At 43.4% G+C, this 21,833-nt stretch carries 18 protein-coding genes and 1 pseudogene; all 19 read left to right on the plus strand.

The genetic code is table 11. The annotated features are described in order from the left end of the window. Window positions 1–232 precede the first annotated feature (232 nt). Window positions 233–1,231 (plus strand): sugar ABC transporter substrate-binding protein, encoded by a 999-nt coding sequence (locus tag BM210_RS17645; RefSeq protein WP_091170754.1) that lies wholly within the window; start codon window positions 233–235, stop codon window positions 1,229–1,231. A gap of 72 nt (window positions 1,232–1,303) precedes the next feature. Then, window positions 1,304–2,839 carry a sugar ABC transporter ATP-binding protein gene (locus BM210_RS17650; RefSeq protein WP_177237871.1) on the plus strand — a complete coding sequence of 512 codons (1,536 nt, stop codon included), beginning with the start codon at window positions 1,304–1,306 and terminating at the stop codon, window positions 2,837–2,839. Window positions 2,840–2,866: 27 nt separating this feature from the next. Next, window positions 2,867–3,865 carry an ABC transporter permease gene (locus BM210_RS17655; protein WP_091170759.1) on the plus strand — a complete coding sequence of 333 codons (999 nt, stop codon included), beginning with the start codon at window positions 2,867–2,869 and terminating at the stop codon, window positions 3,863–3,865. Between the two features lie 63 nt (window positions 3,866–3,928). Then, entirely contained in the window at window positions 3,929–8,125 is a 4,197-nt protein-coding gene (locus tag BM210_RS17660) for a hypothetical protein (protein ID WP_091170762.1), read from the plus strand. A gap of 125 nt (window positions 8,126–8,250) precedes the next feature. Further along, the gene (locus BM210_RS17665) at window positions 8,251–8,940 is read left to right on the plus strand and encodes a GntR family transcriptional regulator (protein WP_091170763.1); all 690 of its coding nucleotides are present in this window, start codon (window positions 8,251–8,253) and stop codon (window positions 8,938–8,940) included. A 105-nt stretch (window positions 8,941–9,045) separates the two neighbouring features. Then, window positions 9,046–9,810, plus strand: coding sequence for an SDR family NAD(P)-dependent oxidoreductase (locus tag BM210_RS17670; protein ID WP_091170766.1), 765 nt, complete (start codon window positions 9,046–9,048; stop codon window positions 9,808–9,810). A 25-nt stretch (window positions 9,811–9,835) separates the two neighbouring features. Beyond that, window positions 9,836–10,615 (plus strand): MBL fold metallo-hydrolase, encoded by a 780-nt coding sequence (locus BM210_RS17675; RefSeq protein ID WP_177237872.1) that lies wholly within the window; start codon window positions 9,836–9,838, stop codon window positions 10,613–10,615. 24 nt (window positions 10,616–10,639) lie between these two features. Further along, the gene (locus BM210_RS17680; RefSeq protein WP_091170770.1) at window positions 10,640–11,701 is read left to right on the plus strand and encodes a DUF6786 family protein; all 1,062 of its coding nucleotides are present in this window, start codon (window positions 10,640–10,642) and stop codon (window positions 11,699–11,701) included. 38 nt (window positions 11,702–11,739) lie between these two features. After that, on the plus strand, window positions 11,740–12,717 hold the full coding sequence (locus tag BM210_RS17685; protein WP_091170772.1) for a C-terminal binding protein: 978 nt from the start codon (window positions 11,740–11,742) through the stop codon (window positions 12,715–12,717). A gap of 26 nt (window positions 12,718–12,743) precedes the next feature. Then, window positions 12,744–12,983 carry a biotin/lipoyl-containing protein gene (locus BM210_RS17690; RefSeq protein ID WP_091170775.1) on the plus strand — a complete coding sequence of 80 codons (240 nt, stop codon included), beginning with the start codon at window positions 12,744–12,746 and terminating at the stop codon, window positions 12,981–12,983. Window positions 12,984–13,017: 34 nt separating this feature from the next. After that, complete coding sequence (locus BM210_RS17695) at window positions 13,018–14,028, plus strand: thiamine pyrophosphate-dependent dehydrogenase E1 component subunit alpha (RefSeq protein ID WP_177237873.1); 1,011 nt, start codon at window positions 13,018–13,020, stop codon at window positions 14,026–14,028. A gap of 1 nt (window position 14,029) precedes the next feature. Beyond that, window positions 14,030–15,022: an alpha-ketoacid dehydrogenase subunit beta gene (locus BM210_RS17700; protein WP_091170779.1), complete on the plus strand. Its 993-nt coding sequence runs from the start codon at window positions 14,030–14,032 to the stop codon at window positions 15,020–15,022. Continuing rightward, window positions 15,019–15,723: a 2-oxo acid dehydrogenase subunit E2 gene (locus BM210_RS17705; protein WP_091170782.1), complete on the plus strand. Its 705-nt coding sequence runs from the start codon at window positions 15,019–15,021 to the stop codon at window positions 15,721–15,723. The genes BM210_RS17700 and BM210_RS17705 overlap by 4 nt, the downstream gene beginning before the upstream one ends. A 2-nt stretch (window positions 15,724–15,725) precedes the next feature. Further along, window positions 15,726–16,460 carry an SDR family NAD(P)-dependent oxidoreductase gene (locus BM210_RS17710; protein WP_091170783.1) on the plus strand — a complete coding sequence of 245 codons (735 nt, stop codon included), beginning with the start codon at window positions 15,726–15,728 and terminating at the stop codon, window positions 16,458–16,460. A gap of 310 nt (window positions 16,461–16,770) precedes the next feature. Beyond that, window positions 16,771–17,271, plus strand: coding sequence for a sigma-70 family RNA polymerase sigma factor (locus BM210_RS17715; protein WP_091170785.1), 501 nt, complete (start codon window positions 16,771–16,773; stop codon window positions 17,269–17,271). After that, window positions 17,268–18,434: an anti-sigma factor gene (locus tag BM210_RS17720; RefSeq protein ID WP_091170788.1), complete on the plus strand. Its 1,167-nt coding sequence runs from the start codon at window positions 17,268–17,270 to the stop codon at window positions 18,432–18,434. The genes BM210_RS17715 and BM210_RS17720 overlap by 4 nt, the downstream gene beginning before the upstream one ends. 309 nt (window positions 18,435–18,743) lie before the next feature. Continuing rightward, window positions 18,744–19,856, plus strand: a complete 1,113-nt coding sequence (locus tag BM210_RS17730; RefSeq protein ID WP_091170792.1) for a YVTN family beta-propeller repeat protein — start codon at window positions 18,744–18,746, stop codon at window positions 19,854–19,856. A gap of 137 nt (window positions 19,857–19,993) precedes the next feature. Further along, complete coding sequence (locus BM210_RS17735; protein ID WP_091170794.1) at window positions 19,994–21,088, plus strand: tetratricopeptide repeat-containing glycosyltransferase family 2 protein; 1,095 nt, start codon at window positions 19,994–19,996, stop codon at window positions 21,086–21,088. A gap of 171 nt (window positions 21,089–21,259) precedes the next feature. Continuing rightward, window positions 21,260–21,833: pseudogene (locus BM210_RS34335) on the plus strand (collagen-like protein); the annotation flags it as partial.

Here is a 21,833-nt window from a genome sequence, read left to right on the forward strand (position 1 = left end):
AATATTGTTAACATTTAAAATATGTTGTTGACAATAATTCGAGAAATACTTTATGATGATATCAACAAACAAATGAAAATGCTGGAAGAGGAAGGGGTTGATATAACAAATAGGATGCAAGGTGAATCGAGTTAGAAATAGCTTGCAATTTCTCGTGGATAATGTAAGCGCTTTAACGTATTGGCAATTACAGGCTAGGGTGTCTTAAGAAAAAATAGTGGGAGGAAACGAAATGAAAAAAACAAAATTGCTTTTGGTTGTCATGCTAGTCATATCACTGCTTACGTTAATTGGATGCGGGTCAAGTGCAACGACAACTGGAGCAAGTGATGGCAAGTTTGATCCTCAAAAAAATCCATTAGCCATCATCATGATCTTAAAAGGACACCCTGTACATAACATTGTACAAATGGGATTTTTGGAAAAAGCCAAAGAATTAGGTTATCCTGCTGAAATTTTGGCCAGTGATGACGCTGCGGCCTCATCGTCCATTCAAATTGGAGAAGCGGGACTTTCCAAAGGCGTAAAAGGAATGCTCGTATGGGCATTCGATCCTTCGTACTACCCATTTATTAAGAAAGCATCCGACGCCAAAGTCAAGACGGTTGTTCCTCACTTTCCGATCAAAGAGGGCGATGCACCTGGCCTTAATGCCAATCTAAGTGCGGATCCTTTCAAATACGGGCAAGAAGCGGCTAAAGCCATTGCTGAAAAGGTAGGTAAAAAGGGCACAGTTGCCATCACACAAGGCAGCTTCAATACCACTGAGAATCAAGCGGCGGAAGGCTTTAAAAAGGCCATGACCGATAATTATCCGAATATTAAGGTTCTTCCACCTGCTGAAGAAGGTTTTGATGCAGCGATTGCCATAAGTAAAGCTGTTGGCATTATTCAATCGAACAAAGATCTTGTAGGAGCATTCTCTACAACAGGCGGAGGGCCGGCAACGTGGGCAAGCGCCAAAGATCAAGCGAATAAAGCTGACCTCATCTGTATTGGTATGGACTATACGGAGCAAAATATCGATCTTGTCAAAAGCGGGAAAATTTATGCCATTGTAGCGCAGCCGCTGTTTGAAGAAGCACAGCGTAGTGTTGAGATTCTGGATAAATTATTAAGAGGCGAAAAAGTTCCTTATTTTACGCCCCTTGAAGCTCCCATTGTTACAAAGGATGGTATTGATAAGTATTTAGACATTATTACAAAAGTGAAGGCATTTTTTAAAAAATAAGTCTTAAAACACAAATCAATGGTATGGGCTGGCTCGTATGAAGCCCATACCATTTTAGAGGTGAAGAGCCTAATGATAGACAAGGATATTGTACTTGAAGCCAAGCAGATCACCAAAAAGTTTATGGACGTAACGGTATTAAGCGAAGTGAACCTTCAAGTTCGCAAGGGGGAAGTATTAGGCTTAATAGGTGGCAATGGAGCTGGGAAATCAACCCTGCTGAAAATATTGAATGGTTTATATCCACATGCAACTTTTGAAGGGCAAATTCATATCGAAGGTGAGCCAGTTAAGCTATCCTCGCCCTATGATGCCCAGATAAAAGGCATTGGGTTTGTTCCTCAAGAAACGAACGTACTCGAAAGCCTAAGTGTGGCAGAAAATATTTTTGTGGGCAACATGAAAAGCAACGCCAAATTTGGATGGTTCGTGAGCTTCAAGGATATCAATCAGAAAGCGACGCAGTTATTGCAGCAATATAATTTTTTGTTTGAACCTGAGATGAAGGTTAGATTGTTAAGTATTGGAAGTAAACAACTGCTTATGATCGCCAGAGCTTTAGCTTTGAAGCCAAAAGTGCTTATTCTGGATGAGCCTACCACTTCTTTGACCTTAGATGAAGTAACAAATCTAGTACAAATCGTAAACACTTTGAAAGAAAAGGGAACAAGCATTATTTTTGTGACCCATAAGATGCAGGAAATTATGAATGTTTGCGACCGTGTCGTGATTTTGAGAGACGGTAAGACGATTAATACGTATCCCAAGGAAGACTTTAATGAAGAATTGATCATCAAGGATATGTCAGGCCGAGAAATCAAAAATCTTTATCCCCAGAGAGCGGCTGCGATTAAAGGGGAGATTCTCAAAGTCAGGGATTTAACGGTATCCGACCCCAAGTTTAAAAATAAAAACACGATCGAACAGATCAGCTTTTCGCTAAGAGAGGGAGAAGTGCTTGGCATAGCCGGATTAACGGGATCAGGCAGGTCGGAAATACTCAATACTTTATTTGGGCGAAATGCTTATACAAAAGGTGAAATATGGTTAAATGGAGCGCAGGTTCAAATTCGGAATGAAAATGATGCCATGCGATTGGGATTTGCCCTTGTAACTGAGGATCGTAAAAAGGATGGCTTGTTATTTTTGTCGCCAATTCGCAACAATTTAACCATTAATAATTTGGCTAGTGTTTCCAAATGGTCTTTGATATCGGACAGCTCTGAAAAGCGGGAAGCCCAATCTTATTTTAAAATGATGAATGTAAAAGCCGCCAGTATTGAAACTCTCGTCAGTACATTAAGCGGGGGCAATCAGCAAAAAGTGATTATTGGCAGATCCTTGAATCGAAATCCCCGTATTTTATTACTCGATGAACCAACCAAAGGGATTGATGTAGGAGCAAAAAATGAAATTTATCAGATCATCAATGATCTTGTTGAGCAGGGATTATCGATTATCCTCGTATCGTCGGATCTTCCCGAGCTGTTGGCGATGTCAGATCGCTGTATCGTGCTAGCCAATGGACAGGTTATGGATGAAATTGATAAAAAGGATGCAACGGAAGAAAGAGTCATGCTAGCGGCAACAAGATCTGCTCACTTTTGAAGTAGGAAAAAGGAGTGAACTGAAATCATGCAAGAAAAAGAGCTAAGCCAGCTTGCAATAAGACAAGGTTACTTGAAAAGAATGAACAAATTAGTGATGAGAAATTCGGAGATGGGTGTTTTCATCCCTTTTGTTGTGCTGGTTTTATTTATCGGACTATTGGAGCCATCATTCTTTTCAATAAATAACGTAGCTTCCATCCTCCGATCCTCTGCTTTTATTGGTATTGTTGCAATCGGCCAAACCCTTGTCATTTTGACTGGTGAAATTGATGTCTCCGTTGGATCTGTTGCAGGCTTGGGTGCAATTATTGCGACCTGGTTCATGACGCACGGTCTAGATCCGGTGAGTGGATCTGTAGCCAGTTTAATTATATGTGCGGTCGTTGGCCTCATTAATGGTTTTATTGTTGTCAAGTTCTCACTCCCTTCATTTATTACAACGATTGGCATGATGTATATGGCCAAAGGACTCACGATGATCATCACGAATGGATATCCCATTTATCCGCTGCCGGATTCTATTAAAAGCATGAGCGCGATTTCGCCATTGGGGACTTCTTGGGCTTTTCTTAGTTTTATTGTATTAATCGTGCTCTTTCACTTCATTTTGAAAAAAACGATTTACGGCAGGAATTTATATGCTACAGGCGATAATAAGGAAGTAGCCAAGCTAGCAGGTATTCGGGTGACCAAGATCAGAGTTCTATCGTTTGTGTTTTCCTCGCTATTTGCAGGTTTGGCAGGGATACTGTTATCTTTCGAATTGTTAACAGGTGCTCCTACAATTGGATCGGGGTGGGAACTGCTCGTTATTGCTTCTGTGGCCGTTGGCGGTATAAGCTTGCTCGGCGGTTCTGGATCGATGATGGGCACACTGATCGGCGTATTGATTCTAGTTACATTAAATAATGGACTCGTGTTCCTTGGACTGAGTACACATTGGCAAACCGTTGCTATAGGAGCGGTTATGATTATAGCCGTACTCATAGATATGATGAATAGAAAGAAGAAATTGTCCTCTTAGTGCGCCTTTAGAGAATTGACGCTTTCATTTGCCGTAACCATTATGGAGAGGTGAGGTGCTATTATGACCGGAAAAAGATTGCCGATGTTTATTTTCTTCCTCGTCTTCGTGTGTACAGGATTACTGACAAGCTCTACGGTTCATGCCACTACGAGTGGAGATGCTTATGCGACTCAAGGTGCAAATGTTTGTTCATGGACGATGGGGACCAATGGGATCGAAAAGGTTGTGACCTTTTCTGGTGGGAACTACCAGTTAACCAGCTTCAAGAACAAGCTGACTTCACCTGTAAGAGAGTACATCCAAGGCGCTCAAGCTTCCAGCGAATTTCGTTTTACGTGGGATTCTTCTACATACACAGGCTCATCGGGAGGCTGGAGCTGCAGCGCGGGTGCATCTTCAACGGTTACGGTAGGAGGAGCAACCTTTTTGCAAGTTGATGTTACGTTAACCCGATCACAAATCAAAGTGACCAAGCACTACTTGATTTACCCTTCCGATTCCATTATTCGAGAATCAGTTGAATATACGAATACAGATACGGGGAGTCATACACTCTCCAAACCATCCTTTTTGGAGCAGCAGATCATGTCGAATGACATCTCTAATTTAGATCTTCGTTATATGAATGGAGCAAGGACTACAGGGAATTCATGGCTGCTTAAAACGAGTGCCCTTACTTCTACATATAATCGGGTGTTTGATTCAACAGATCAGTTCGACTGCCCTTATGATTCCGTAGGTTCTTGTACACAAGACAGCTATACAGAAACCTCCTCTGTCTATATCCCCTGGTTTAGTATTTGGAATCGCAGCAACAATGATGGCGTGTATATGGGATTTGACTATTTCGGACGTTGGAATGCACATACGGGTACCCAAAGCGGAGGGAAAGTCAGCTTATCACTCAGCATTGACAATTATACCAGTCTATTAGCGCCTAATGAGATAATGACGAGTCCACAGGCCTTTACGGGTGTCTATAAGACTGATTTGGATGATATGACGAATCGTCTTTTGGATTGGCAATATCGTTATTTATGGGATTATACCCGAGATCCTTATTTTGGTGCGATTCGTATGCTGGGTAATTGGTTCGCTGGCAGCTCGTGGCCCGGCAATGTTTACGACCAACCAGGCACTTTTGAGAAAATATTGGGCGTCTCGGATCATATGCGCTATATCGGGGCAGATACATATCATAGGGATAATGGCTGGTGGCAAACGGCTGGCGATTGGAACGGACCTGATTTTAAAATCAGCGGGGACTATTTGGCGAAGTATGGAATGAGGCAGCTTATTTATTATTATCCGTACCAAGCAAGCTCAAGCTCTAGTTTGGTAACGACAAGTCCTGGTTCCAGTTGGTTTACCAACGGCGCTCCTGGCGCATGTGCCTATTCGGATCGAATCATTGATTTATCCATACCGGCTGCAGAATCATGGATGAAAAACCTGTTGGTCGGTAACGCAACTAAATGGGGAGATTATCAATGGCGTAACGATGCCTGCTTCATCACCACCACAAGTGATGGTCAAGGGGCTAAAGCTCTTGCGCAAGATCAAGCCTTTCGCAGAGTTCAGAAGTATTTCTTGGATCAAAAAACAGGCTCAGCTATTCAAGGTGTGAACAGTGGCGGGAACGATATCGGCTATGAATTTTTGCGGATGGCTTCTTCCTTCTCTTTTACAGATTATGGGGGTGCTCCTGAACAATACGCGGCATCCATGCTGTTTCCAGTTGATAAATTAAGCGGGATACCCGACCAGTGGAGTCCTGATAATTGCAGCAATAATTATAACACGCTGCTCATGTTTAATCCTGACTTCACAGGCGATACGACCGATCCCAACAAAATGGAGTGCATGCGCAAATTGGTCGATAAATATCATTATCTGAAAAGCCAAGGAGTAGCAGGGCGATGGGTTAAACAATATCATCCTCATGGTACCGATACAGATACGAATTGGTTTGAACGTTTAAGTAATGATGGCAGTAAAGGAGTTCTCTTCTATAAAGGAGGAGGGAATGGCTCTTCGGTCACTGTTTTTCCTAAAGGTTTGACTGGCGGTACTACCTATGATGTCCGATACCAGTTAGCCTCAGGGTCCGCATCGCGAACGGGAACTGATCTTATGACGAATGGAATCACATTGCCAACGATTGCGGCGGGTGAAGTTATTTATCTGAATTTGCCCAATATTCCTGAACGTGGAACGGATACAATAGCCCCGACAGCTCCCGGATCATTGACCGTTCAGTTAGGCGTGAATATGAATATCCCGGGCGTGGAGCTCAAATGGAATGCGAGTACGGATAATAACTGGGTGAGTTATTATGAGATATTCCGAAATAACGTTAGTATTTCGAAGGTAAGTAAAGGAACCTATTATTTTGATCATCAAGCGGGTGCGACACCTACAGCTACTTACAGCGTAAAAGCCGTGGATGGTTTGGGGAATGCATCGTCTCTCACTACGATTACGGGTTCCGGCTCTGGTTATACTGTAGTAGATGATAATTCTGCAGGCATTACCTATTCAGGAAACTGGACCCATCAAACAGGAATTCTGGATTCATACGCAGGTACGCTATCTAAAGCGAGCTCTTGTAACACGGCCTGCCTTGGGTTTAGCAGCACGCAAGGAAGTAATGCATGGAGTTATCAAGACTATGTAGGTGGAAACTGGCAAAACATAGGCACCTATACCGCAAGCGGATATCAGGGTCAGATGGAATGGCACGATGCTGCAGGAGGCTATGTGTGGCCAACAAGAATTCACCCTGGTCCCTCAAACGATACTGCTCGCACTTGGACAGCACCTACCACGGGAACCATATACATTTCGAGCCATGCATCCAAAGCCGATTCGGCAGGCAACGGTGTTAAAATTAAAATCACGAAAAATGGCAGTGTAATATGGGGAGGAGCAAGCGGTACGATCCTCTCAGGCAGCGATACGACCGGTGTCGATGCAAATGTAAACAGCTTAAGCGTTACGGCTGGGGATAAGATCCGCTTTGAAATTAATAACAATGGAGATTGGCAAAATGACTCCACCACTTGGGACCCGATCATCCAATATCAAGTAGCTCAAGTATCGTTTACTGCGAGTACGGGTTTCAGCAATACGCAGGGTGCAAACGGTTGGAGCTATCAAGATTATGTCAGCGGGAATTGGCAGAACATAGCTGCCTATGCGGCAAGCGGCTTCCAGGGACAACCGGAATGGCATGATACAACGGGTGGTTTTGTATGGCCAAGTAATCTGCATCCGGGACCATCCAATGATACAGCTCGTACATGGACAGCACCACAATCAGGCGTAATTGATATTTCGAGCCATGTCGCCAAAGCGGATACAGGAGGCGGCAACGGTGTTAAAGTTAAAATCACCAAGAATGGCAGTGTGATCTGGGGTGGTACGGGCGGAACAACCATCGCAGCAACCGATTCTGTAGGGGTAGACGCCAATGTAAGCGGCATAAGTGTGGTAACCGGAGACAAGATTCGTTTTGAAGTGAATAACAACGGTGATTATACGTATGACTCCACTGCGTGGAATCCAACTATCCAATATCAACAAGCTGCCGCGCAATTCTATGCTGAATATGCATTCACCGGCGGCAGTCAAGTGACATGGTATGCGATGTTGGGTCCTGATGAAGGTAAGGCGTCTGTATCGATCGATGGTGTCATAGATACAACAATTGATCTGTTTGCACCTGATTATGTATTTAATGTACCTATCTATAGGAAGTCTTTCGCCAGCTCAGGCAATCATACGATTCGTGTGACTAAGCTGAGCTCGAAGAACACCAAGTCATCAGATGACAAAGTGAATATTGATGGCTTCCAAGTCACTACCGCAGTCCCGACAGGAACTGAAAATACCAGCAGTGCAATCGCATTTAGCGGCACTTGGTCGACTACAACGGACAGCCATGCTTCCGGAGGAGATATCAAAAGCAGTACGACAGCGAACGACTCTGCGCAATTCTCTTTTACAGGAAGTCAAATTGTATGGAATGGACGCACCTGCGCGAGTTGTGGAGAAGCGGACGTCTATATCGACAATGTCTTCTTTACCCGAGTAGATACGTACGGATGGCGCGGGAATGATCAGTGGCAGGTGCCCATGTTCCAAAGAAGCTGGCCTACAGCTGGCAGCCATACGATAAAAATCGTAGCAACAGGAACGAAAAATGTAGATTCAACAGGAACAACAGTCTTTGTTGACAGCTTCCAAGTACGCTAATCATTCAATTTTGTAAAATTGTTTCTAACCTCTCGATATTGTTAACATATAATAATAAATGTTGACAGTATTGAAGGGCCCCATCTATAATAAACATAGGTAGTTTACAATCTGGGGGATCAAATATGCATAATAAATCAGTAGGGCCATTTGAACGAACGCTATTTACAAAAGACATCCTAAATAAATTAAGAATGGATATTATCATAGGCACCATACCGCCTGAAACACGGATTGTAGAGACACAATTGTCATTGGATCTTGGGGTGAGCCGTGGTCCAATTCGAACCGCACTGCAAGTCTTGGAACAAGAAGGTCTCGTCAAATCATTGTCTAATGGCGGAACAGTTGTAGTGGGGTTTACGACGAAAAACGCGGAGGATATGTTTGATTTTCGTCTGATGATGGAGTACAGAGCACTCGAGCTGATCCTGCAAAATCCTATGGTGAATTACCGTCCATTGTTGGATGTCATTGATCAAATTAGAGAAATCAACAATAGCAAAACCATAGAAGATTTCACCCAAACGATCTCTATGATGGATATCTTATTTCATCGAAGTATTATGATGATGGCGGAAAACCAATCGATGCTCCATGCATGGAACAATATGGCTAATGTTCTGTACACCGTGTTAATTATTGCGAACACTTCTTATCAATCCTTTTTTGATTATTATAAGAAACATAAGGAGCTGTCCGATATTATTATTCAACGGAATCCCAGCTGCCTGGAGGAGATCCAAGACCACATCATGGTAGCCAAAACCTTAATCATTGAACGACTAAGCCAGCGAATAGAATCCCAATCTTAACGTACCGCGAGAGGCAATTCCAACTGATCTATAGAAGGGATTGCCTTTTTTATATCCAATAGTGTTAACAAACTTCAGATAATGACAACAAAAGGGGATGGACTCATGAAACCGCTTATGGGAAAAGTGGCTATCGTTACAGGAGCAGGCAGGGGAATAGGGAAGTGTATTGCGCATCAATTGTCACAAGCAGGAGCAAAGGTCGTTGTGAATTATGCAAACAGCGAGCAAGGAGCTAATGAGCTTGTTCATCAGATACAAAGCGAGGGAAACGAAGCCATTGTCTGTAAAGCAGACATATCACAGCTATCAGATATTCAAAGAATGGTAGATCAGACGCTAATGGCGTTTGGCCGAATTGACATCCTTGTTAATAATGCTGCGATCGATCCAACCGAGGATTTCATGAAGGTGACGGAAGATTTCTATGATCGGGTTGTGGATACGAACATGAAAGGCAGCTTTTTTTGCGCGCAAGCCTGTGCCCGGGAAATGATCAAGTTAGGAAAAGGCAAAATTATTAATATTAGCTCCGTTCACGGAAACTTGACGATGCCCCATTATAGTGCCTACGCTTCGACAAAAGGCGGAATAAATGCCATGACTCGGCAGCTAGCCTTGGATTTGGCAAAGCATCAGATTACAGTGAACGCTGTCGCTCCTGGTGCAACGGAAGTGGAAAAATTCCATCATGAGACTTGGTTTGACAGGGAGCACATCGGCAGTTTGATTCCTCTTGGGAGAATCGGTCAACCCGAGGATATTGCTCCCATGGTTGTGTTTTTAGCCTCCGATCAGGCAGATTTTGTTACAGGGCAAGTCATCACGGTGGATGGAGGATCAAGTACGAAGTTTTTTTTACCATTATAAGCGAGTTGAAAAAGGAGCGGGATGTATGCCATTATTCGCGAAGATAAGAGATACCGTTTTGGCTGAGGGACAAATGGCTGTTGCCTGGCTCGGGCAGTCCGGATATCTGTTGAAGATATACCCTGCAACTTATCTCATTGTGGACCCCTACTTATCAGATTATTGTGAGCATCAGCTGGGTATCCTTTTTAAAAGACTTATGCCTTCTCCTATAACTTCGGAAGAATTAGATGAATTAGGCTTAAGCGGCTATCTTATGACTCATCACCACGAGGACCACTTCGACCCCCATACCATTCAGAAGCTGCAAGCTACAACCCTTCCTTTTTATACCACACCTACGACGATAACTTCATTGCTTGAGCTGGGCATTCCCTCTGAACGCTGTTTCCCTTTGACAGATGGTTCGCATTACGAAATTGGCTCTATCGCAATAACAGGGACCTTTGCGGATCATGGTGATCTGGCACCTGATGCGGTAGGAATTATGTTGAAAATTCATGACAAGGTCATTTTCCATACAGGAGATACTTGTTTAAATGAAGCACAATATGTAAAGCTTCAGGAGCAGTATGACATTGATTTCTTAATAGTTCCTATTAATGGGAAGTACGGAAATATGGATCATGTTGATGCCGCACAGGCAGTACGTATTTTACAGCCAAGGGCCGTAACACCGTCACATTTTTGGATGCTTCCGGGAAATTCCGGAGGTGATATCACCGCTTTTATGGAAGAAGTGGGTCAGACCGTTCCAGATACGCAGGTTTTATTATTTCAATGTGGGGAAGTTCTCATTGTTTAATATGTCCATCCATGGAGGCTTATCATGAAATCTGCCCAGCTAATTCAGTCCCTTAATCAACTTGGTTTGACCAGCCAAATACTTGAAGCTGATGGTGGCGGTCATTTGATCGTACTGGAAAGAGGCGGGAGAGTCATTGGCGTTTACAGCGAGGAGCATTCAGAGAATGTCATTTGGGTACACCCTCAATTAAGCGATACGGACCTTGCTTATGGTCAATATGTAAGCGGTATCGATTGGAACATCGGTGGGGACAGAACCTGGATCAGTCCTGAGGTGGAATTTAATGTTGCCGATACATCCTCCTTTTGGGAAAGCTATCGGGTTCAACCAAGCATAGATCCAGGACACTATACGCTTGATAGTAAAGAAAAAGGTTGCTTAACCTTACAGCAAAATTTGGTTGTAGACGCTTATCGAGCTCAGAAACAGCTTACGCTGGATTTGAAAAAAAGGATTTGCCTTATTCCAGATCCGTTAAAATCCATTCAGAAATTTCATACGCCTATTTCGTACGCTTACTTAGGTTATTCGATGGAAAACACATTAACTATTCTGAATGACGAGTCCGTTTCATTATCGCTTTGGAATCTCGTTCAGCTTCCGGCTGGTGGTGAGATTGTGGTTCCTACAAGGGGAAAAGCCGTTGTTCATGATTTTTTTCAGCCAACAGGTCCATCACATCTGTCTGTTCTGCCGGGCGAAGTACGGTTTAAGCTGGATGCGCAATCCCAGCATAAAATATCCATCAAAGTGAATGACGTAACCGGAAGAGCAGGCTACATAAGAAAGGGTAAGGATGGCAAGCATTATTTGTTCATCCGCCAGTTTGACGTAGATGCTTCAGCCGAATATGGGGATGTTCCCGCTCATGCTTTATCCGATAAAGGACATTGTGTTCAGTGCTATAACGATAGTGGGGATTTAGGTCAGTTCGGAGAGCTGGAATATCATACGCCTATGCTGGACACGAGCTCAGGAAATAAGACACTGCAGGATAACAATCAAGTATGGTGTTACTCAGGAAAGCTTGAAGATATGCTGCGAATTCAACAATCGTTATTGGACCTACTGACAAATAAGTAGTTACACATTACCCAATTAAAGAGAAAGGAGTTGACAACATGTCGAAACAACGTTACCAAGTCCTGCTCACAGATGCGGATCGTTTTCCAATATCGGAAGCTGACCAAACGACATTAGAAGCATTAGGAGCTGAAATCTTAGAAGTGCCCTACGGGATCGAAGAAGATGAATTAATAAATGCTTGCAGAGATGTAGACGCAGTGATCGTATATTCACCAAAAATGACAGAACGTGTGATTCACAGCATGAAGCGCTGTCAAATCATGGCCCGATGTGGAATCGGAATTGACAATATTGATATCTCAGCCGCCATCAAAAAAGGAATAGTAGTCACTTACGTTCCCGATTATTGCATTGAGGAAGTTTCTGACCATACGATTGCACTGATGTTTGACTGTTGGCGCCGTATTTCTCTAAGCAATGAACGGGTAAGAAGGGGACATTGGGATTCCTACAGGGAGCTTGGACAGATGAGAAGAATCGCTGGTCAAACGATTGGTTATGTCGGTTTTGGTCGTATTGCTCAAGCGGTTGCGAGAAAATTACAAACATTTAATGTGCATATGAAAGCCTATGATCCTAACTTGTCTACAGAATTCATTTCATCTTATGGGGTTCAACCGGTCAGTTTCAATGAGTTAGTCGAAAGCTGTGACCTGATCTCTCTACATGTCCCCCTGCTGAAGGATACCTGGCATATGATTAATCAACCTGTTCTTGCGCAGATGAAACGTGGAGTCATCCTTATTAATACAAGCAGAGGCAAACTTATTGATGAGGCCGCTTTATGTGCATCCATTACAAGCGGTCATGTAGCTGCTGCAGGATTTGATGTACTTGAGGCAGAGCCTCCCCCTTCGAAACCTTGGTTTGCGGAGATGCCACAGGTCGTCGTTACTCCACATTCGGCCGCTTTTTCCGAGGAAGCCTTATCCGATGTAACGCAGCGTGCTGTTGAAGAGATTGTTCGCAGGTTTACTGGAAAAGAGCAGCTATCAGCTGTCCCTATGAGCTAAATGTACAAGGAAGAGGTGTCATTCAGTTGTTTAAAGTCATTATTCCCAAGATGGGTATGTCAACGGTTGAGGTAGATATCGTGAATTGGTTTGTAGCTGTAGGGGATGAGGTATCTATCTCAGATCCTTTGGCTGAAGTGGAATCGGAAAAATCTAATTTTACCATTGAATCGGAAGTCAACGGTGTTGTTACTGAAATATTGGTTGAGCTGTACGCAACTGTTGATGTTGGAACCGTTATTTGCACGATCCAGCCAAAGTCATAACAGAGCCATAAGCTTAAGAAAAAGGAGACTCGCCATGGAAGAATCATTATTGAAGCTTCAAGCTATTCGTATGTTAAAGAGTATGCTCAGAATTCGCAGGTTTGAGGAACGGGTTATTCGACTCGTGAACGATAATGAAATTGCTGGTGTTACCCACGAATATATTGGACAGGAAGCTGTAGCTGTCGGCGTATGCGAAGCACTTCGTCAGAAAGATATTATTACTTCTACACATCGCGGTCATGGGCATATACTCGCCAAAGGCGGACAGCCCAGCAAAATGATGGCTGAATTATTTGCCCGAAGTACAGGCTATAACAAAGGTCGTGGCGGCTCTATGCATATTGCCGATCTTTCCTTAAACATTTATGGGGCCAATGGGATTGTGGCAGCAGGAGCTCCCATTGCCATGGGAGCAGCATGGACGCAGCTGATCAAATCAACAAGCGAGGTAGCCGTCACCTTTTTTGGAGATGGAGCTATGAACCAAGGAGTTTTGCATGAAACGATGAATATGGCAAGCTTATGGAAAATACCGATGATTTTTGTCTGTGAAAATAATGGGTATGCCGTTACCTTCAGTGCCGATGAGGCAAGCGCTAATCCGAATTTTGCCGAGAGGGCTGCTGCTTACCGAATGCCGAGCCAGCTAGTGGATGGGATGAATGTACAGGAAGTGTATAAAGCTGCGCAGGCTGCTGTTGAAAGAGCAAGAAATGGAGAGGGGCCTACTTTCCTTGAATGTAAAACTTATCGTTACATGGGTCATCATACGGCCGAAGCTACGATGGGTATTACTTACAGAACGAAAGAGGAAATTGAACAATGGAAGCTTAAGGACCCGATCCGACATTTTATTTCTCACATGGAGCATGTCTATTCTTGGTCAGCACTGGATCAGGAACAATTGGAATCTGAGATGATTCAAGAAATTGAAGCTGCGGTGGAGTATGCTCGAGTAAGTCCAAATCCGAATCCTGAGGATAGTTTATTAAACATGTATAGCACGCCTTATGAAGGTATTCCTGCAAAGGGGTGGGTGTAGCGTGAGAGAAATCAGATATTTGCAAGCTCTCCGGGAAGCGATTCAATTGGAGATGCAGCAGGATGAGAACGTGTTTGTCATAGGCGAGGATGTTCGACATTCTTTAAGAGGAGCCACCAAGAATCTGATCAAGGAATTTGGCGAGAAGAGGGTTATTGACACACCTATATCCGAGGCGGCTTTTACAGGGATGGCTACAGGCGCGGCAATGGCTGGGTTACGTCCGATCGTTGAATACCAAATTAGCGCGCTCATTTATGTTGCGTTTGATCAATTAATCAATCAAGCTCAGAAGCTTCCTTATATGATGGGAGGACAGGGTTCTGTACCGGTAACTTATATGGTCATCGGATCAGGCGCGCGGTCGGGTCTTGCCGGGCAGCATTCGGATCATCCCTATCCGTTTCTAGTGCATGCTGGAATGAAAACCGTCATTCCCTCTACTCCCTACGATGTTAAGGGTTTAATGGCAAGTGCCATACGCGACAATGATCCTGTCATGTTTTTTGCACCAGCCAAAGTATTAGCTATGAAGGGGCCTGTGCCTGAAGAGCCATATACGATCCCCTTTGGCATAGGTGAAATTAAGAGACAAGGAGTCCACGTTACGGTAGCGGCAACAGGACATCTTGTACACGATGCTTTGAAAGTGGCTGAAACACTAGATAAGGAAGGCATTTCTATTGAAGTCTATGACCCAAGAACACTGCTTCCTTTTGACAAAAAAACCTTACTTCAGTCGGTACGGAAAACAGGCAGGTTGATCGTATTTGATGATTCCAACCGCACTTGCGGTTTCGCTGCGGAAGTCGCATCGCTAGTTGCAGAGGAAGGCTTTCATGATCTAAAAGCTCCCATTAAACGCGTGACACGTGCAGATGTGCCTGTGCCGTTTCATCTGGGAATGGAAAACTTCGTCATTCCCAAAGGTGAAGATTTAGTTAGAGCTATATATCAAATCATGCAGAGCAAGAGTGAGGATGCTGTGATATGAAGCAGCCTGATAGTCCGTTGAAGCTGCGTGAAGAAACTCAACTTAGAGGAATACGTAAACTGATTTCAAGCCGCCTAAGTACAGTATGGCACGAAGCTGTTCATGTTACACTGCATAAGCAGATGGATGTTACTATTTTTTATGCAAAAAGACAGCAATTCTCTCATGGTTTCGTTGATTATTTCTATTACGCCCTAATCCAAACATTAAAGCAGGATGAGTATAAAAAATTTAATGCTTATTATGATGGCACTTTGCTCCAAAGCTTTGATTCCATTCATCTTGGGCTCGCGGTTGATCATCCTAAAGGACTCTTGGTGCCTGTTATTCACGGGACGGATGCTGTGAGTCTTGATGATTTTTCCATAAAGCGGAAAGATTTGATGATGCGGACCAAGCTCTGGAAGCAAACACCACAAGAAATGGAATACGGAACCTTTACGATATCTAATTTAGGACTGTTGGGAATTGATTTCTTTACTCCTATATTGAATCCACCGCAAGTTGCTATTCTCGGTTTGGGAAGAGTTCAGTTCCAAGCGATTAGTTGGGGATGGGGTGACGTCCCTTCGAATAAGGTGACAATTTCAACTAGTTTAACCATCGATCACCGCGTGCTGGATGGAGCCGATGCAGCAAGGTTTTTAAATAGTCTGGAGGAAAATTTCACAAAACTACTAAGCGTGCGAACGGAGGAGTGAACATGAACTTCAAAGATAAAGTTGTCGTAGTTACAGGCGCAGGTGGGGGAATGGGGCGTGCTACAGCTATTGCATTTGCTAAAGAAGGGGCAAAGCTTGCCATCACGGATGTTTCTATAAAAGGACTGAATGAAACCGTAGAGTTACTTCAAAGTAATGAGGTTGTGGCAGGTGTTGTTGATATTCGTGATATTTCGGCTATCCATACGTGGATGGAGCATGTCAAAACAACATTAGGACCGGTTCAAATCTTTACTAATTGCGCAGGTGTGTTTAAGCCGGCACCCTTCTACGAAGTTACAGAACAAGAGTGGGACTTCACTGTGGATATTAACTTAAAAGGAAACTTTTTCTTTTGTCAGGCAGCCATGAAGCAAATGAAGGAAGCGGGAGGTGGCTCCGTGGTGAACATGGCTTCTACAGCCGGGGAATACGGTAGTATTCGCGCTGCTGCTCATTATGCAGCCTCTAAAGGTGGCGTGATTGCAATGAGTAAATCTTTGGCTCGTGAGGGCGCGCCTTCTATTCGAGTAAATGTCATTTCTCCCGGCCCGACAGATACTCCCATGCTTGCGGCTACGGAAGAAGAAAAGCGAGAGGCAGCCAAGCGCCCGATGGTAGAACGTTTGGGTACGGTGGATGATATGACCACAGCGATTCTATATTTGAGCGACAACAACAAAGCGGGTTACATTACAGGAGAAGTGCTTCGTGTAAACGGTGGAAGTTTGATTTAATGTTTCGTTGCTGCTCAATGGATTTCATTACAACGCACTCGAAAAAGTGAACATGGTAACAGGTTCACAAACTGAGATGGTACCACTACGCTAATATAGCTCTCGTCCTCAAGATAAAAATCTTGAGAATGGGAGCTTTTTTATATATGATAGTTTGTCAAGCTAAGTGCGATACCTCGTCCATGAAAACTTCGTGTGCTGAACGCCACCCAAGGCACTTTTTATGGCAAAAGTTAATGAGCTTAATTAATTACATCAACAGCTGTAACTTTCGAAGTCTTCAAACGTGTATAAATTAAGGGGGGATGTAATGAGAAGACATACACTTGACAGTGTGTATCAATTATATATAAAAGATGTCTATCGTTACTTGTACTCCCTTTGCCGAGATCATCATACCGCCGAAGATTTAGTTCAAGAAACATTCTACCGCGCCTACCTGTATTTAGACAATTGCAAGGACGATAAGGTGAAGCCTTGGCTGTTTCGTGTTGCTTACAATGCTTTTGTAGATTCCTATCGTAAAGAACAACGCAGCATACCAACTGGAGCAGATTTTTTTGTCAAGCTCCCGGATACACGGACCCCTGATCAATATTTACTTAATCAAGAGTTATGGGAGCACATAGGAGATGTCATATATGCCTTGCCTCACAATCAGAAACAGGCGATATTACTGCATGACTTCCACGAGCTATCCTATCAGGAAGCTGCGAATATTATGGGAATCGGACTATCTCATTTTAAAATTTTGCTCTACCGTGCAAGGCAAGCCTTAAGAAAGCGCGAAGAAAGGAAGGGGCATCTATGAGCGAAGAATTCAAACGACAGTTACAAGATTATGCGGAAGGCAAATTAAAGGGTAGTGAGAAAGAACAGCTGGAGAAAGAACTGAATAAAATGGAGGCTTATCAGACCTATCTTAACGAATTTATCGGTAACGACGAGGATCCTCGTCAACTCAGAGAAGGTTCGGCTCCAATTTTCGCAGAAGCTTCTTTGCTGCGCAGGAGCAAATGGAAAGCTCGGCTCCAGACGGCCTTGACCGCCATCGGGATTGTCATTTTGATTAGCTTAGTAAGCGTGGTATTAACTGGACTCTATTATGGACTAGGTAATCGTGCAGCTATTTACCAAGATGTCATCTCCTCAGCCATAGCTCTCACTCGTCCTAATTTGAGTATTAGCGGGAGTAGCAATTCGAATGCCTTTTTCACTATGGACTACAAAGGAACGTTAAGGAAGAAAATTGGATCAACGGAGTCATCCATCGGGGATTTTCATTTGTCATTCTTGCTAGGTTGGCCGGGTGTAGAACAAACGACATGGCGTAATGAAACTTCTTCCTCCAGCGCTTATTTATTTCAAATTCCTAAAGCTAAGCAGACGTCAACACAGAATTCGGAGTGGATCAAGCTGGATAAGCTGCCTGAGGGCTCCGTTTCGGAAATATTCGTTTCATTGGACCGGATGTATGCAACTAACGAGCTGCTGAAGCTTCTTGAAAGTAAAAATATGGACCCAGTCTGGTTTGCAGCCTATACGGATCAAGAGATGAAGCATGGAAATGATGAATCAGTAATGTCACCCGTAGGCTTTCCTTTTTTCCCTATATGGCACGCGGATGATATGAAAGTAACCAGCCATACCGAACAAAAAACGGGTTGGTTTAGCAAAATCGTGACAACGGGTTCCTCCTCTCCCGGGCTTGAGACTTATGGAGACGGAGAGGTGAGAGAACAAAATTTTCTGGATACGCTTCATCTCTTGCAAAAACACCCTAGTATCAGCAAGCAGCTTGCACCTTGGCTTCAGCTAGATGCCGCCGTCCAATATATAGATACTCATGGTGTGAAGCTATACGGTGTCGTATTAACAGGTCCGACCAAAGAGCTGTTGAAGTTGAAAGAAGAATCATGGGTTTCTAGTATTCGGATAGGCGAAGTGCGCTTTTGGAATTGGATTGATCGATGATGAGTGGAAGGAAAGATTGTCTGCCAGCTTTGATCGTACCTGTATCAGTGATTGTAACTGTTAAATGGACATTTCCGTTGGCGCCGCCACTGTTGCTCCCGCTACTGACACGAGAATTATTCGATGGAGCATATAAAGATAAAGCCGTACAATTCATAGATCTATTTGCTATCGAGATTATAGGGTGAACTGATAAAACTAAAAAATAACAGTTACAAGAACGAAATTTAGACGATTGCCTCAGACCCTCTGGAAACGGAAACATATAAATAATAATGTAGCCTTTTTTCAAAGAAAGGGGATTTGAGTATGTCTCAATCGTATCTTCCCAATATCAGCCCGCTAAATACACTTACAAGTGACGATGCTATTAACCTGTTAGTATCGTCTACCGCGTTGGAAGAATTGGGATTAAGACAGCTTATTCATGTAGATAGCGTAAAGCCGATTTCTGTTTGGCCTGCTGAAGCAATGGACATAGAAGCAATAGGAGATCCAGATGTAACAGAAATAGCAGGAGCTTCGCTTCCTTCAGCTGTTAATCTAATTTACGTGGCAAATGCAGGCAACGATAATGTATCTGTCATAGACGGAAATACGAATACCGTCATAGCCACCGTTGCTGTGGGTAGTATACCATTTGGAGTAGGGGTAAATTCTAACACAAACCGAATTTACGTGGCTAACCTTGTAAGTAATAATGTCTCTGTCATAGACGGAATTACCAATACCGTGATTGCTACTGTTACAGTCGGTAATTCACCATTTGGAGTAGGAGTAAATCCTAATACAAATCTCATTTACGCTGTAAATCTTTCTGGCAGCAATGTCTCCGTCATTAGTGGACTTTCCAATACCGTCATAGCCACCGTAGCAGTGGGTATAGGGCCACAGGGTATAGAAGTCAACCCCATCACCAACCGAATTTATGTGGCAAATAGCACCAATAACAATGTCTCCGTCATTAGCGGAATTACCAATACAGTCGTAGCCACTGTTAGTGTAGGTTTTGAACCCGTGGGTATAGGGATAAATCCCATCGACAACCGAATTTACGTGACAAATTCCGCCAGCAACAATGTCTCCGTCATTAGTGGACTTTCCAATACCGTCATAGCTACCGTTACAGTCGGTAACGACCCTGAGTTTGGAGTCGCAGTGAATCCTAACACAAACTTAATTTATGTGGTAAATATAAACAGCGGTAATGTTTCTGTCATAGACGGTAATGCCAATACCGTCATATCGACTATTCCAGTGGGTAGTCAACCATATGACGTAAGTGTGAATTCGCTAACGAATGGGATATATGTTGGAAACAATGGAGGTAACAATACTTCCGTCATAGACGGAAATACGAATACGATCATAGCCACCTTTGCAGTTGGTAATGGGCCAACTGGTGTAAAAGTAAATCCTTAATGGGAAGTTCATGACAATACATTGGAACAGCAACTATTTATGACCCAACAAGCTATTTACTGGACTAGTTTATTTGCCATGTTGCGATGAGTTAACGAGCGTATAGGGGGACAAGTGATTGAATTCGAGGTGAAACCATGATTACAATTAGCCTTTGTATGATCGTAAAAAACGAAAAAGATACTCTGGAAAGATGTATACAATCCGTTAAGAATGCTGTAGATGAAATCATCATCGTAGATACCGGGTCGACAGATCATACCAAAGAAATCGCAATGAATTGGACTTCTCACGTTATTGATTTTGAATGGAATCACAATTTTTCAGCAGCTCGAAATCGTTCTTTTACGGAAGCCACAATGGACTACATTCTTTGGCTGGATGCGGACGATGTGCTATTAGCTGAGGATCTAAATAAGCTGCTGCATCTAAAGGAATCTCTATCTCCTGTTGTTGATGCTATTTCCATGCCCTATCATTGTGATTTTGATGAGTATGGGAACATCACATTAAACGTGCGACGCGTAAGACTAGTGAAACGTTTAAAAAACTATCGCTGGTTTGGTGAGGTTCACGAAGATTTGTCAATAGGAGACGCCTCTTACTTAGACAGCGACATTGTGATTACTCACATGAAAAATCACGATATCTCAGAACCTGATCGGAATTTAAGGATTTATAAACACCTCTTGTCTTCAGGGAAGGACTTTACACCAAGGGATATCCTGCACTATGCTATGGAACTTCATCGACATCGCTTATATGACGAAGCTGTACCATACTATCTGAAAGTGATGGAAATAGAAAATCTTACTACAGAAGATAAAATCCATGTTTGCATGAAACTCGCTGATTGTTATTATTACCTTGGTAATCGAGTGAAAGAGAGGGAGTTTACATTCAAAACGTTTGAGTACGACACTCCGCGTCCAGAATTATGCTGCCGCTTGGCCTATTACTTCTATGAGAATAAGCAATTTCCCCAAGCCGTGTACTGGTACAAACTTGCAATTGATTCACCATTACCAAGGAATCCTTGGGCCACTACCAATCATGTTAGTCGGACATGGCTGCCTCACATGCAATTGGGTCATTGTTATTACGAACTAGGTGAATATGAATTATCTTATCATCATAATAAATCTGCCTTAGAATTCGTTCCAAACAACCGAGGAATTATCAATAATATCCATCTTCTTGCAAAACTGATAACACGAAAAAAATCGAATTAATATCCTGTTCATAATTACAATTCTTCGGTTGATTAGGGAGACTATGAAAGTTAAAGAAAATTATGAATAAGAAGACTCATGAAGGATACTCTGTGCATCCGGCTACACGATTTCTGGTAAGCGCCATTATGAACAGTAGGATTTTTCAATCTCTTATGAAGGAGCTTAGATATGTCACAATCGAATATCCCCAACATTACTCCGACAATTTCAGTTACAAGAGATGAAGCTATCAATTTGTTGTTATCCTCAATAGCCTTGGAGGAATTGGGTTTAAGTCATATTTTGAATGCAGAAGGGGAAAAGATTCAGTTTGTTCTCGGGACGTTGCCAGGAGTAAGCTCGCCACCATCGACGATCAGTGATCTTTTGTTAATCAACGAAAATGTAAGAGATACGATTCGTGATTTGACGATAACAGAGATGCTCTTGCAAAGCAAGTTAGAAAGTGTTCTATCTGCCTCAGATTCTGTTGGACCTACTGGGGCTACAGGTGCAACGGGAGTGACGGGGGACACCGGGGCTACAGGTGCAACGGGAGTGACGGGGGACACTGGGGTGACAGGTGCAACGGGAGTGACGGGCGACACCGGTGCAACAGGTGCAACGGGAGTGACGGGGGACACCGGGGCGACAGGAGCGACAGGCGTGACAGGCGTGACAGGTGATACCGGTTCGACAGGTGCAACGGGAGTGACGGGTGATCCAGGAGCGACAGGTGCAACGGGAGTGACGGGCGACACCG

Source organism: Paenibacillus sp. 1_12 (genome assembly GCF_900114475.1).
Lineage (GTDB): Bacteria > Bacillota > Bacilli > Paenibacillales > NBRC-103111 > Paenibacillus_S.